This is a genomic window from Bacteroidia bacterium (genome assembly GCA_041391665.1).
Classification (GTDB): domain Bacteria; phylum Bacteroidota; class Bacteroidia; order J057; family J057; genus JAGQVA01.
The window spans coordinates 1,055,614-1,069,962 of record JAWKNO010000002.1 but is presented as its reverse complement, the minus strand read 5'-3'; the positions used below and the strand labels follow the sequence as shown (position 1 = coordinate 1,069,962).

At 42.9% G+C, this 14,349-nt stretch carries 10 protein-coding genes; 7 read left to right on the top strand and 3 right to left on the bottom strand.

All coding sequences use genetic code 11. The features are described 5' to 3' along the window. Positions 1-6: 6 nt before the first annotated feature. A complete protein-coding gene (locus tag R3D00_16090; protein ID MEZ4774706.1) occupies positions 7-1,137 on the top strand; it encodes a glycosyltransferase family 4 protein in 1,131 nt (376 codons plus the stop codon). On the opposite strand, the gene R3D00_16085 is transcribed toward R3D00_16090, so the two are convergent. Further along, the gene (locus tag R3D00_16085) at positions 1,085-3,037 is read right to left on the bottom strand and encodes a right-handed parallel beta-helix repeat-containing protein (GenBank protein ID MEZ4774705.1); all 1,953 of its coding nucleotides are present in this window, start codon (positions 3,035-3,037) and stop codon (positions 1,085-1,087) included. The genes R3D00_16090 and R3D00_16085 overlap by 53 nt on opposite strands. A 629-nt stretch (positions 3,038-3,666) precedes the next feature. On the opposite strand from R3D00_16085, the gene R3D00_16080 reads away from it, so the two are divergent. Next, positions 3,667-4,803, top strand: coding sequence for a glycosyltransferase family 4 protein (locus R3D00_16080; protein MEZ4774704.1), 1,137 nt, complete (start codon positions 3,667-3,669; stop codon positions 4,801-4,803). 13 nt (positions 4,804-4,816) lie between these two features. Next, positions 4,817-5,818 carry a sulfotransferase gene (locus R3D00_16075; protein ID MEZ4774703.1) on the top strand — a complete coding sequence of 334 codons (1,002 nt, stop codon included), beginning with the start codon at positions 4,817-4,819 and terminating at the stop codon, positions 5,816-5,818. 84 nt (positions 5,819-5,902) lie between these two features. Here R3D00_16075 and R3D00_16070 read toward each other — a convergent pair whose 3' ends face one another. Continuing rightward, a complete protein-coding gene (locus tag R3D00_16070; GenBank protein ID MEZ4774702.1) occupies positions 5,903-6,991 on the bottom strand; it encodes a DUF354 domain-containing protein in 1,089 nt (362 codons plus the stop codon). Continuing rightward, on the bottom strand, positions 6,975-8,924 hold the full coding sequence (locus tag R3D00_16065) for an alginate lyase family protein (GenBank protein MEZ4774701.1): 1,950 nt from the start codon (positions 8,922-8,924) through the stop codon (positions 6,975-6,977). The genes R3D00_16070 and R3D00_16065 overlap by 17 nt, the downstream gene beginning before the upstream one ends. 450 nt (positions 8,925-9,374) lie before the next feature. Between R3D00_16065 and R3D00_16060 the strand changes: the two genes are divergently transcribed. The 4 genes from R3D00_16060 (at position 9,375) to R3D00_16045 (ending at position 14,347) form a co-directional block, all read left to right on the top strand. Next, the gene (locus R3D00_16060; GenBank protein MEZ4774700.1) at positions 9,375-10,799 is read left to right on the top strand and encodes a glycosyltransferase family 39 protein; all 1,425 of its coding nucleotides are present in this window, start codon (positions 9,375-9,377) and stop codon (positions 10,797-10,799) included. A 227-nt stretch (positions 10,800-11,026) separates the two neighbouring features. Beyond that, complete coding sequence (locus tag R3D00_16055; protein ID MEZ4774699.1) at positions 11,027-12,037, top strand: GDP-mannose 4,6-dehydratase; 1,011 nt, start codon at positions 11,027-11,029, stop codon at positions 12,035-12,037. Further along, positions 12,034-13,368 carry an NAD(P)/FAD-dependent oxidoreductase gene (locus tag R3D00_16050; protein ID MEZ4774698.1) on the top strand — a complete coding sequence of 445 codons (1,335 nt, stop codon included), beginning with the start codon at positions 12,034-12,036 and terminating at the stop codon, positions 13,366-13,368. Before R3D00_16055 ends, R3D00_16050 begins: the two co-directional genes overlap by 4 nt. Before the next feature lie 13 nt (positions 13,369-13,381). After that, the gene (locus R3D00_16045; GenBank protein ID MEZ4774697.1) at positions 13,382-14,347 is read left to right on the top strand and encodes a polysaccharide deacetylase family protein; all 966 of its coding nucleotides are present in this window, start codon (positions 13,382-13,384) and stop codon (positions 14,345-14,347) included. Positions 14,348-14,349: the final 2 nt, after the last annotated feature.

Here is a 14,349-nt window from a genome sequence, read left to right as displayed (position 1 = left end):
ATTGTTTTGCGCATACTAATTAATGTACCAGACCTGAATGTAATTGGCGGCAAAGCCAATTATTACACTGCTCTTAAACCCCAGTTTACAAAGGATGTGTCTTATTTTACGTACGGTTCCCGCGGAAAAAAAGCAGGGAAAATCAGTACTATGATTCGTATGGTTACAGATTATTTCAATTTTTTTAAAACCATTAGGAGGAATCAGCCAGATCTTGTACTACTCAACCCTTCGCTGGAATTTAAAGGGTTTTTCAGAGATGGCATATTCTTTTTTATTGCCTCTCTATTTCCCGTAAAAATTGTGGTTTTCTGGCGGGGATGGTCTCCAACATTTGAAAAAACCGCTACCTCCAAATACTGGTGGTTTATGAAAAGAACCTTTATGAAGGCGGATGCGACCATTGTTTTGGCCCAGGAATTTGTCGAAAAAGTAAAAAAATGGGGCTTTACAAAACCTGTTTATAAAGAAACCACTGTTGTCGATCAACGTCTGGTGGATGGGCTTACCGAAATTCAGGTTATTGAAAAAATACAGGACGATTCTGAAGTAAATTTACTTTTTCTGGCCCGTCTTGAAAGGAACAAGGGAATATTTGAAATATTGGAAAGCTATGAAGCATTAAAACCCCGTTTCCCAAACCTGACCCTTTCTATTGCAGGTATCGGAGGGGCCTACCAGGAGGTTGAATCTTTTATCCAGTCTCACAATCTGAATGATGTGGAAATGCTGGGATTCGTTCAGGACGACGCCAAAAATGCCGCTTTTCACCACGCCGATATATATCTTTTCCCTTCCACCCACGGTGAGGGTATGCCAAATTCCCTGTTGGAAGCAATGGGCTGTGGACTTCCGGTTATCACTACCCCAAATGCGGGCATTAAAGATTTTTTTGAAGAAGGAAAAATGGGACTGATTTTGGAGGAAGTCACTTCCGCAAAGCTAACTCAAAAAATTGAACAACTTCTGGAAGACCAAACACTTAGAACCAAAATCAGTACCCATAATTTCCAATACGCTTCGACCAGATTCTACGCCTCTGTAGTCGCAGGCAGATTAGAAAACATTTGCAGTGAGGTGCTCGCTAATCCCGTTGAATCCATATCTGGAAAGACCGTTGTTCCATCCCGACCTTAACGCTGAGGATATAATACCCCTCAGGTATAAAATCGGGAATACGGTATTTCACCATTCCGCTCTCCGTTCTTATTTGCTTGGAAGCGAGTTTCCTGCCATTGGTATCAAATATCCTGGCGATCACGGTTGTGGTCCCCTCAACGGGCACCGTAATCGTAATAGTTGATCCAACAGGCAATTGGGTTGGAAAAACGGCTATTCCCTGATTTTTCCCAGGATCATAATTGATCTTTATTACCGATGAATATGCGACCGCGCCATCAAAATCTATTTGCTTTATTCGATAGTACATATCACCTTCAATAGGATCAATATCTTCAGCAGTATACTCGGTGGTTTTGGTTGAATTACCTACTGCGGTCACTGAAAACAAGTCTTCAAATACTAACTGATCCACGGACCGCTGAACCTCAAAACCACTATTGTTGGATTCTCTTGCTGTAGCCCATTTCAGGTCTATTTTTTTAAGCAGATAGTCTGGGGATCCGGTAAAGGAAAGCCACTCGACCGGAAATTGATCCCCTATAGCTGAACCAAACTCAGCTATACCAATGTCAGGAACCTCATTATAGGCCAATGGCGTATCGAAATAGTCAGAAGTTGCACCTACATTCACACCGCGATTGATAAGAGGGGAACCAGCACTGATCAGGAAGTCATTAACATCACTGATTCCAGAAATACCATTAATGAATTCAGGATCACCGAAAAGGCCATTTTGCTCATTTGAAAACTGACTTTTCAGATCCTGCAAAGAATAGGTTTTCCCGCCAGTTGAGAAAAACGGTGTCCCGATATTAGCGTTAGGTTTAAAGTAAAAATTGTAATCAAAGTTAAAATGTCCGCCAGAACCAAGCTTTTCACTATTTTTCAAGTTGAATAAAGGTGAGGAATTGCTTGCCCCAAAGACATTGTTCTTAAAAGTTACATTACTCTCTGTTTGTTCGGCAGATAGAAATGTAGAGGAACCTGTTTGCCAGAAAATGCAGTTATAAATTTCGAGGTTGTTGGCAGAACCTTCGCCCGGATTCTGAGAAAGCTTCATCAGGTTTTTATTTCCCAGAAACACTGAATATTCGAAGCGAATATTATTGGTTTTTTTCACCTTTAGTGCATCCAGATCGTTATAAGAAAAGTGTTTCCGGATAATCACATCGTGTACGCCATGACCAGTAACAATACTTCCGGCTGAATTGTCATGAGAAGAGTTTCCTTCGAAGAGTATTTGGCTTCCCGTAGTGCAATCAAAACCTTCTTCTCCTGCACCAACCGCTATATTATTGCGAAAGATTATGCCGTACCCAGCCTCAGCTTTACTGGCGCCCTTGTGGCAGGTAAAATTGTCGATTGAGGAACCTTCTACATAACAATCTTCCACCAGAATGTCCTCAAAACCGGAAAAACCCAATCCTTTGATACGGATTCCATTTTGTCCTGCACCAAAAACTTCACAATTGCGGATAATAATATGCTGACCGTTGGAACGGGCAATTCCATTGGATGATGCGTTGCGGAAAACCATATTTTCAACAGCAATCCAACTGCCATCAATATTAAGTCCCTCATTGATAAAAGCAGGCTTATTACCCGACCCATAGGCTCCATACACGACATAGGCTCCCGGGTTACCAGAATTATTTGCCTTGAACCCGACATTTGACCAGGAATCACCACGACGGAACAGGATAGAGTCTCCAGCTTTAAATGAAGTTGAATTCACCTTGTTGAGAGATTTCCAGGGACCGTTTCCACCACTTCCATTGGAGGGATAATAGCCGTTGTTGCCATCATCTCCATTGGAAGCAATGTAATAATTGCGGGCCTGAAGGCCGGTAAAAAGAAAACAATAAAGCAAGCACAAAACCAGAGCAAGGATTTGTTTTTGCATTTTAGAATACATAGCAGATTAATTTTAAGCATTCAATGATTAACATGAATAAACTTCTACAGGTTAAGTAAGACAATGAGCGATCCGGCTGATGGTTTGCGGCATCAGTCTGATTTTTTTTATAAATGGGGGGAAACAAAAAGAGCCAGATGTCAGCTCCTATAGCAGGGAGGACATCCGGCAATGAGATATTCGAATGAAAAATTCAATCTAAAAAAAGGATACAGCAAGTTGGGCAATGAAGCCTTTTGCATTTGCATTTAATACGTTATTAACCTATACCTAATTATCCAGAGGCACATGTTCTGTCCTTCTGAATTAAACCTTGAGGCTAATATACGGGTTTCGAATAAATTATCGCCATGCTTGTCAACACATAAAGTACCATCACAGGCACCAGGTCTGTTAGATTTTTTGTCTAAATGGAACTTTTAAGCAATCAGAAGGTCAGGAAAAGCCCTTTTAAAAGCGAAGTGTACCACTTGCGAAAGATCGCCGATGTAATATTTTAGCCATGATTTATCTATTTATGAGCAATTTTTAACCACCCATACGCCCTCGTTTGCCAACAGCCCAAAATCAGACATATTTATACTTTTTATGTTTTATATTTATAGCTAAACCGACGTACAAAACCATACATGCAAATATTTTATCTTAGCAATTCCCTCATCCCTTCGACTAAAGCCAACAGTATCCAGGTAATGAAGATGTGTCAGGCATTTTCCAATCAGGGGCATGAAGTAGTTCTCTACTGCCGCAAACCCCCAAAAGAAGAAAAGCCTGAGGAAATCTTCCGTTATTACGGAATCGAAACTCAATTCCGTATCGAAAGCATCCATCTTCCCCGTGTTCCCTTTCTTAGCAGGATTATTTTCTCCTTATTGGTACTTTGGCGACTGCGAAAAGAAAAATCGGATGGAACGATTTATGGCCGCGACCGCTATCTGCTGGGGGCCATAAGTATGTTAGGACTTTTGCGAAGACCATTTGCATTTGAAGCTCATACGCCCCCATCCGATGGATTCCAAACCTATCTTCAGAGGAAAATTTTCAGTCACAGAAAGTTTGTTCGCCTGGTGGTCATTTCGGAGGCTTTGAAAAATGAATATTTGAGACAATACGGAAATCTTCTTGAAGGAAAAATCATTGTGGCGCATGATGGTGCTGATGGAGCCCAGATTCCAGATAAGCTGATTTTGAATGAAAACTCTTTCCCTGAACGAAGTACTTTTAAAGTCGGCTATATTGGCCATCTCTATCCTGGTAAAGGAATGGAAATGATCGCCCGTCTACCCGCATTACTCCCCGAAGTAGAATTTCATGTTGTAGGCGGGAACCCGGAAGATATTTCCAAGTGGAAAAACACAATCAATGCTGCCAATTTGATTTTTCATGGTTTTGTAGCACCTGAAAAAGTCTATGATTATATGGCCGAATTTGATGTCATGCTTATGCCTTATCAGCCAAATGTAATCGTTGGCACTAAAAAAATTGATATAGGAAGCTGGATGTCACCGTTGAAATTGTTTGAATATATGGGTGGTGGCAAGCCCATTATTGCTTCAGATTTGCCTGTATTGAGAGAGGTACTTACGGACGGAAGAAATGCGCTGTTGGTAGATGCGACGAATCCTGATTCCTGGGCTGAAAAAATCAACATCCTCCGCCAGGACTCCCGATTAAGAAGAAAGATTGCAGAGAATGCACAACACGACTTTTTTAACGTTTATACCTGGGATAAACGCGCTGAACATATCCTTGAACATATAGCATAACCTCACGATGATTATGGCTGATTTAACGCCTTTTACTGGCCCTTTGTTTATTTCCGGTATGCCCAGAAGCGGCACAAAGCTTCTGCGGGATCTGGTCAATAACCACTCAAAAATTTCTATTCCTACCCATGAGAGTCATCTGATACCCTGGATGATCAGAAATTTTGGGATAGATTTTGATCTCAACCAAACACAAAATCTTGAGCGAGCAGTTGCGGCTTTTCGCACTACAAAATTCTTCGGGAATTATCCCGAAAAAGCGGAAAAAATAAATGCTGAGCACATTCGGAATTTTTCGCCCAATATCACATGGCGTGTTTTCTTTGAATACCTTTTCCGGCTTACTGCTCCGGAAAAATCCGGAGACTTTATCTGGGGAGATAAGACACCCGGGTACATCCTTCACTATGATCTGTTAAGAAGAATTTTTCCGGATGCAAAATTTGTCCATATTATTCGGGACCCAAGAGATTACGCCTTGTCAGTCAAAAATGCCTGGGGACGAAGTATGTATCGTGCAGCCCACCGATGGAATGAGACTATGCATTCTATACGCCAAAAGGCTGCCCAGGGCGGAGAATATCTGGAAATTCGCTATGAGGACTTGCTGGAGAACCCATCGAAGATTCTGAGCCAGATCTGCACTTTTGCCGGAGTTTCATATGAGGAAGGAATGGACCAGTTGCAACGGGTGACCGAAAACCTTGGCGAAGCCAAAGGCCAGAAAACTATAATGTCGGGTAATAAGAATAAATTTCTCGAACGCATTCCCCAAAAGAAACTTAAGCGAATAGAAGAACTGGTATGTACCGAAGCTGAAAAGCTATCCTATGAAATGGTAAACCCAGTTAACTACCGGCCACTCACAAAAAATGAGATGTTCTTCCTCCGAATATATGATGGATTTTCTTCTGCCCGGTTTCACATGGGAGAAAGAGGTCTTGCCAAAGGTATGCAGTATTTTCTCAAACTTCACCGTCAGGGAAGCTGGCGACAGGTTGAGGTTTCACACTAGATATCAGAGCAACTCAATAAAAAATGAGTCATCTCCTGTTTTGGATATGACTCATTTTTTTATTTGGAACCAATACTTTTCAGGCTACTGAAACTCATACTGGTAATCAGGATTTTCGCGCCATTGCTGCAGGCTCTGCGGGTATTTTTCCACAAACCAGACCAGAAAACCCGTCACATCGATCTTCTCATCGAGCATTTTCTGTGTCCTTTGCGCCCACTCTTCCTTGATATTTTCCATTTGAAGGATTTCCAGCGCCCTGGCTATCGCTTTTTCCTGGTCTTCGGGAGATTCGGTGAAGTTGTACACCAACTGGTATTTTTCCTCCTGCTCATCAGTGTATCCGCGGCCATCATTGTCTAGGAAAATAGAAGGCGTACCAAGCATAGCGCATTCGGAGGCCATCGTGGCACTTTCGCCAAACAAAAGGCTGGCGTAATACAGCGCATGATGTACTCTCTCAGGCTTGATTTTGATCTGGTAAGGCCGAAGCTCTTCAGGAAGTGTATCCTCAGAAGTAATAAATACCCGGGCATGTTTTGCAAATGCTTTGACCGCCTTGATTTTATTTTCCAGAGAGATACCGTTATGGCCGACATCGTGATTGGCCGTCCAGGAGACCAGCCTTACGATCACAAACTTTTCGCCTTCTTTTACGCCCAACTCATCCAATATGGCAGGATCGGGCTCAAAGTAGTTTTTGTGAAGGTATGCCAGTTCGTGGTACCCCTGATAAAACATCTGCTTTTTGCTGTTGAGCTCACGGTGAAAACACACCGGGTTGAGCATGACATCGCAGAAAGGAACCGTCAGCTTGTGCTGAAGGGTAGCGTGCTCCGTATCCTGAAGAAGGATATTCGGTTTTCCGACCAGAAAAGAAGCATGAGAACCATAAATAGAACCCATACTAATAAATATATCCGGCTTAAATTTCAAGGCAACTCCCCAGAGTTGTACGTCGTATTTGACGATGCCCCAAAGTTTGCCCAGCGCTTTTTTGTAGTGTTTGCCCAGGCATATGTATTCAAATCCGAGGTTTTGAAGCAATACATGGGAGATTTCCTTTTCCCTTGTGGTAAAAAGTACTTTGTGGCCACGGCTTTGCATGACCCATGCAAAGTTTTTAAACAAATGAACGTGAGCGGGATGATTAATATCAATCAATACTCTCATCTACATGAATTTCAGTTGTAATTTCAAATGATTGGGAAGTGGTAAGTTCTGATAAAATAACCGGGCAGGCCGTCTTTTTGTAAAAAGACGAAGAGTACCATCCCAGTATCGGGTGAGTTTGTCCGGAAACCATGCCGGGGTTCAGTTTTTTGTCGAGCACCAAATGCACCGCCCGGGCACCTTCTGCGAGAAGTGTAAACCGGTTTTCGCCCAGATCATTCACCTGTACTTCCGGGTGAAGGTGAAAGGGTATTTGAATCAGGTGTTCTTTATCATCTGTGATTTCGACAGAATCTGTAATCAGGAAAAGATTGCGTTTGCGGTCAAAATCGATCCGCCGCTTATGTTTCACGCCACTGGATTCATACCCATCATGAGATCCCGAAACCGTCTCAACTGCGCCACTCTCTTTCACTTCCAGTACGCGGGGATTGTAATGATCTGTCCACATCGTCGGGCCGCCGCGTAACGCCTGGTTTTTTCCATCTACACAGATGGTATTGTGGGCCAGCGTACTGATGAAATAATTTCGCCAGTCCATATCCGTATGATAGGAGAAGGTTCCCGGGTCAATGAAAATAAATTTCCCGTCCACACCCATATAAAACGAAAGCGCATCAGCATGCCCGTGAGCCGCAATCCCAAGATACCCCAGAGGCGCAACATCAAAGTGGAGAAGAATTTCCCTTCCGCCGCCTTCTTCCTTGCGAAAGATAAAGTGGCCATCTTCCCGGTAAAACTTGGAGCTTCTGACCTGGAACACATCTTTCACACTGTCGTATTTATCTTCACCCTCCCGACCAAAAAGTATCTGATTTTTCAGGTCAAACCCATTGCCCCGGGCTTTAAAAGCCTGGTCTCCATACAGGATCGCACCAGATGTCAGAAGAGAACTGTAATTGTTGAAAGATTCCTTATCTTCTTCCAAAATAAAGGTACGCCCGTCATCTCCATCACCATAATGATTGATTTTACCCCTGACATCCATCAGATGATAGATATATTCGAGAATGAGACGAAATCGATCGTACGATTCTGTTGATAATTTATTACCTGTTTTTTCCCCTACAACCATGGCGATGAGGAAAAAATCAGTAATAAACTGAATATACTCGGAGGTTTCCTCCCGATTCACCCCTGAAGGTGCATGCTGTTTGAGGAGTTCAGTTTCCACAACCTTTTTAGCTTCCCGGTTCCACTTGGGAGATTCCGGAAATTTCCAATAAGCTGATGCGATAAACAGTCCGACGCCTTCACTGATACGGTGATTATTGGCAGAAGTAAATTTGGAGGGAAAGTCATGACTATATTTACAATGGAGGTAAATAGTCGGGATCCAACGGGACTTGACAAAAGCATCAAAAGCGGGATCTTCCTCCATTAATGTATTCACATCAAGAATTTCCCAGCAGAGAAACCAGGTGATAAGCCGTACATTCACCTCAATATTACTGTACCAGTTTACCCCTATCAGATAGGGGTTCTCCACGATCCATGATTCGAGGATCGTTTGAAACAACTTGAGGTACTTGCGGTTACCCGTGGTTTTAAATTGCATGGCCAGGCGGGTGAGAAACTGGTGCCGGTTGGGCTCCCAAACATATTTGGCAATACCATTTTCATCAGAACGCGTATTGACGTTTCGGCAAAAAACACGCGGGAAGATACCCTGTGTACGGATATCTTTATGCCAGTCAATCATTTCTGAGTAGTCCCAATCCAGGCCGAGTATCTCAAAATGAGTGTCTTCGGAAGAGAAATGGATGTTTTCTGTATCCAGAATTTTTTCAGGGAGAAAAACGAGAGATTTTTCAGGAAAATAGCCCTGAAACTTCATCTTATTAATCCGGCGGTTGAGCATTTGATCCATCCTGAAGGCAAGTTCAGGCACCGACATGGTTTTTAGTCGGTTTAAATACCAGGAGATGTTCATAAATCCTTGAAAGTTTGAGTAGTTCGGTTCAATAGTTATACCAAACCCGAATAAAATTACAACTATATTCCATTGTGGTTTAGATTATTCGGTGAACATGTAATTTCAGGGCATCAAAAGTAAAAATCCGGTATTGAGCTGTATCTTAGGTATAGAAGTTTTTTGAAAAAAAATGAACACTGCTATACAAACGCTACGGTGTGCCAGAAAATATTAATGGCTGGAAAAACAATTCATGAAGTAAAAATGCTCGTTCGCGTGGCAAGATAGACTTATGGTCATAATGTGACAAAAAAGCTGGTTCCTTTAGTTACTTTTAGTATCCAATACAGCAACCCTTATATGTACTTATACCACTCGCGATTAGAAGTTCCCAGGTGGCTTTCTTTTAGGACTATAGCCATCCCTATATTTATAAATCTTATCCTTGCCACTTTCCTTTCTTATATTTTGCCCTTAAGAACGGACGAGGGTTATACGATGGCATCCATATCCTCCGGGTTCCTCCTGGCAATTAAGCGAGCTGTTGTTTTTGAAAACTACCCGCCACTCTACTTTGGATTACTGGCGATATGGAGTATCATAAGCAAAAGTTATTTCTGGGGGCGAATGTTTTCTGTATTATCCATCACTGGTGCAGCCTTATTGATCCCTGAACTGGGGAAAAGATATTTGCCGAAAGTGGCACCGGTCTGGATGGTTTGTGCTTTGTCCTTAAACCCGATGGTCATTGTACATCAGGTAGATATGCGCTGTTATGCTTTTCTTATATTCCTTTCAGCCATTTCACTTATTCTGTTTTATGATGGCTATCTGAGCGAAAATCCAAACCGGAAAGCCCGCTGGTTTTATATACTTGTTGCGGTAATAAGTCTGTACACTCACTATTTCAGCGGATTTCTATTGGCTGCCAATGGAGCGGTTCTCGTTGTTACGCAAAACTGGAAAATGGTCAAAAACTACCTGCTGGATATGATCATTCCGGCCATTGCACTGGCCGCCCTCATTCCTTTTATCCCCGGGCAGTTTGAAAACCAACATCATGAGGCGGATTCTGGCACATTGGGCAGTACAATCATTTTTTCAATCAAAGTGGTGGAGAGTTTTTTATTAGAAACAGATGCGGTTTCCCCCATACCAGAATTTCTCAAAAATTCCCTGCCTTTATTGATAGCCGGAATCCTGCTATTCGCGCTAACACTCAATATAAAGGAGTTGAAATACTTCTTCCGCAGCGAGGAACGATATATTGTTATTATCTTCTGCTGCCTGTTATTGTTTATATCCGCGATATTTTTCCTCTTTGGCAGATCAGTTGCACAACTCAAGTATATCATTTTCCTCTCGATTCCTACCATTTTCCTATTCTTTTATGCACTCTCTCTGAAAGACCGGAAATGGATGATTCCGGTGGGGGGAGGTATCCTTATGACTTCGTACTTTATCATCACACCCTTACAGTTTTTCCCTCCTATCAAAACGGAGGACTACAAAGCAGTAGGGGCATATCTGGAGGAAAAAGCAAAACCGGGAGAGCCCATTCTTGTTTTTGAAAATATCCATGAGTTGGTTCTAAAACACCATTACAACGGCCAAAACCAATTGTATCCTTTCCCGGTAGAAGTAAATCTCAATGAAGCCTGGAATCATAAAAAATGGTCCTTAAAAAGCAATGAGCAGGTAGAGATGTTTTTTAAAGAGAAAATCAATAACCCCGAATATTTCTGGCTGGTAGGGCATGAAAAAACCATTAATCAGAATGTACCACTTAACAATCACTATCTGGAGGAATACCTTGCGAAGAACTATGAGACCCTGGAATACAAACATTTCAGATATATGATAAATGTTAGATATCTGAAGAAAAAGGAGTAATCCGGGAAAATCGCTATCGGTCAGATTCTGTTGGCGAAGAGTAAATCACCAATGAAATAGCTTTTCTGACCGTCGGTCAATATGCCTGATTTCTCAATGTAAATTTTTGACTAATTATGGAATAAGTTTTGGCATAGTATTTTGTTTTTTACGCAAAGAAATATTTCATCCAATCTGATCATTTTCAAAAAATAACCGATTCACTCAAAATAATTATCAAATATTTTATGTCTGCAGTTCAACCACCTAAAAAAATTCTGGTTACCGGTGTTGCCGGGTTTCTTGGTTCCAATTTCCTTAAAAAGCTCATCGCTGAAGGTCATTCTGTATGGGGAATTGACAACCTTTCCATGGGTAAAATCGAAAATATCAGCGAATTTCTGGAACATGAGCGTTTCGTTTTTCTGGAAAAAGATATCGTTGAGCCAGCGACCTTCGAAGAACTGGAAGAAACCTTTGATGTGATTGTTCACCTTGCCGCTTTCAAAATCCCACGGTATGGTAAAGCGGTCGATACCCTTCAGATCAATGCAAAAGGCACAGAAAACCTGCTGGAATTTGCCCGTCATAAGGGGACAAAGTGCGTTCTGGCTTCTACTTCCGATGTATATGGAATGAGCCCTGATATTCCGTTTAAGGAAACCGGCAACTGTGTGATCGGCAACTCCAAAGTGCCTCGTTGGGGATATGCGGTTTCCAAGTTGTTTGACGAACATCTCGCACTGGCTTATATGGAGTCCTACGGCTTCCCCGTGGTGCTGCTGCGCTTTTTTGGCTCCTATGGCCCCAATCAGCACCTTTCCTGGTGGGGCGGTCCACAGTCTGTTTTTATCGACTGTATTCTGAAAGACAAAGTAATCCCGATCCATGGTGACGGTCAGCAGACCCGGACCTTTACTTTTGTGGAGGATACGGTTGCTGGTATTTATGCAGCCACCATGAAAGAAGAAGCCAATGGAGAAATTTTCAATATCGGAGCCAACCAGGAAATCACGATCCTCGGACTCGCAGAATTGCTGAAAAGAATTTCAGGCACTCCGGGAGAACTGAAGGTAGAACTGATTCCCTACGACCAGATTGCACAGGGAAGACAATACCAGGATGTCATGCGCAGAGTTCCCGATACGTCTAAAGCAGAGCAGATCCTCGGTGTAAAGGCCCAGTATGGTTTGGAAGAAGGTATGCGTCGTACGCTGGAATGGCAGAAAAAAATTATTGAACAAGAAATAGCGATATGAAAATAGGCATAATAGGCGGAGGTTTTATGGGCCTCGCACTTGCTCAAAAACTAGCCGGACCAGATACTTATGTAAAAGTATTTGAGCGCGACGAACAGTTGGGCGGGCTGGCAACTTACCACGACTATGGAGATTATGTCTGGGACCGGTTTTATCACGTCATACTTCCCGGGGACAAATACCTTCTCAGTTATCTGGAAGCCATAGGACTGAAAGATAAACTTCGGTGGAAAAAAACCTATACAGGGTATTATGTCAATGAGAAGTTCTATTCGATCAGCAATTCCAAAGAATTTCTCCTTTTCCCGCCACTGAGCCTCATCAGCAAAATGCGGCTCGCGATTACGATTCTCTACGCTTCCCGCATCAACGATTGGAAAAGCATGGAGAAAATCACCATCGAAGAATGGCTGGTAAAAGTAGGCGGACGAAATACGTTTGAAAAATTCTGGAAACCGCTGTTGCTCGCCAAACTGGGAGAAAACTACAAACGTGTTTCCGCTGTTTTTATCTGGACCTATATCAAAAGGCTTTTTGAAGCACGGGGCGATGACTCTGCCCGTGAAGAGCAAATGGGCTACGTCGAAGGCGGATACAAAACGGTATTTGAGCAGGCAGAGAAAGTGCTCATTGAGAAAGGCGCAGCCGTTGCCAAAGGAACTACCGTATCGCGCATTACCCCTGATCCGGAAGGCGGCCTGATGATCGAAGCCGACGGGCAAAAAGAACATTTTGACCGCGTTGTATTTACCAGTCCGGTAAACGTACTTCAACAAACTGCCGATCCATCTTTGGTAGCCATCACAGGCAACCTCGATAAAATCGAATATCTGGGTGTTGTATGTATGGTAATGGCGACAAAAAAACCCCTTACGCCATATTATGTACTAAATATTGCTGATAGCAGAGTCCCCTTTACAGGTGTTATTGGTATGAGCACGTTGGTAGAAACAGCACAAACTGGCGGGCATCATATTACCTATTTCCCCAAATACGTCCTATCAACCGATCCCGTACTGAAAAAAACTGAAGCGGAACTAAAACAATGGTTTATGGATGGGGTAAAACTCCTCTATCCTGAGCTGAAAGATTCGGACATCCAGAGTGTACACATCAACCGCGCATTCAAAGTACAGCCGTTGCAGTTTCTGAACTATTCACAGATTGTTCCGCAAACGGAAACCCGCCACCCGGACTTTTTTGTACTGAATACATCCCAGTTTGTCAACGATACCCTTAACAATAATTCTGTCGCACGGCATGTGGAAAGATTTGTTGAACAGTATGGTTCTCAACTTCTTCGCCCTGCCAGATCCGTACTAAACTTCTAGCTTACGAAATAATATGAGCAAGCCGATTGCAAGCCTATCTCTTGACCTTGATGATCAATGGACCTACATGAAAACCCACGGGGATCCCGGATGGGAAAGTTATCCATCGTATCATGCCTACGCCATCCCCCGAATTCTCGACTTTCTCGATGCGCACAATACAAAAATCACTTTTTTTATTGTAGCCCAGGATGCAGTATTTGATCATAACCAACAAGTGCTGGCAGAAATTGCCAAAAGAGGCCATGATATAGGGAATCATACCTTTCATCATGACCCCTGGCTGCATGTGTACTCTGAGGAAGAAATCAACGAGGAACTGGCACTTGCGGAAGCCCATATCGAGCGGGTTACAGGGGTAAAACCGGTAGGTTTTCGCGGACCGGGGTTCAGCTTTTCGGAGAATGTACTCAGGGTGCTGGCAAAACGCGGTTATCAATACGACGCATCTACCCTGCCCAATATTCTGAATCCATTGGCCCGCGCCTATTTTCTTTCAACCAGCAAGTTGAGCAAAGAGGAGAGAGAACAACGGAAAGGGCTTTTTGGTAGCTGGAAAGATGGTTTCCGCCCATTGAAGCCCTATAAATGGACGCTCGACAATATGCAGCTTACAGAAATCCCTGTAACTACGATGCCTTTGTTTAAGGTTCCGATTCATGCAAGTTATGTCTTGTATCTCAGCACCTTCAACTACCATCTGGGGATTGCATTCTTCAGGTTTGCCATAGCCATGTGCAAACTGACAGGTACGCAACCATCGATCTTACTGCACCCACTTGATTTTATTGGCAACGATGACACACAGGACCTGTCGTTTTTCCCCGCTATGCGGGTCCACAGCGACCTGAAACTTCGGGTAATGCACAAGATGTTTCAAATACTGAAACAGAACTATACCCTCAAAACTATGCAGGGGCATTATGAATCCATTGCCGGGAAGAAAGATCTCAAGGTACTCGACGTTGTTACAGCCTGAAA

Coding starts and splice junctions, on each gene's coding strand:
- R3D00_16050 (MEZ4774698.1), top strand. CDS start 12,034: ATGAAAATAGGCATAATAGGCGGAGGTTTTATGGGCCTCGCACTTGCT.
- R3D00_16065 (MEZ4774701.1), bottom strand. CDS start 8,924: ATGAACATCTCCTGGTATTTAAACCGACTAAAAACCATGTCGGTGCCT.
- R3D00_16085 (MEZ4774705.1), bottom strand. CDS start 3,037: ATGTATTCTAAAATGCAAAAACAAATCCTTGCTCTGGTTTTGTGCTTG.
- R3D00_16075 (MEZ4774703.1), top strand. CDS start 4,817: ATGGCTGATTTAACGCCTTTTACTGGCCCTTTGTTTATTTCCGGTATG.
- R3D00_16045 (MEZ4774697.1), top strand. CDS start 13,382: ATGAGCAAGCCGATTGCAAGCCTATCTCTTGACCTTGATGATCAATGG.
- R3D00_16055 (MEZ4774699.1), top strand. CDS start 11,027: ATGTCTGCAGTTCAACCACCTAAAAAAATTCTGGTTACCGGTGTTGCC.
- R3D00_16080 (MEZ4774704.1), top strand. CDS start 3,667: ATGCAAATATTTTATCTTAGCAATTCCCTCATCCCTTCGACTAAAGCC.
- R3D00_16070 (MEZ4774702.1), bottom strand. CDS start 6,991: ATGAGAGTATTGATTGATATTAATCATCCCGCTCACGTTCATTTGTTT.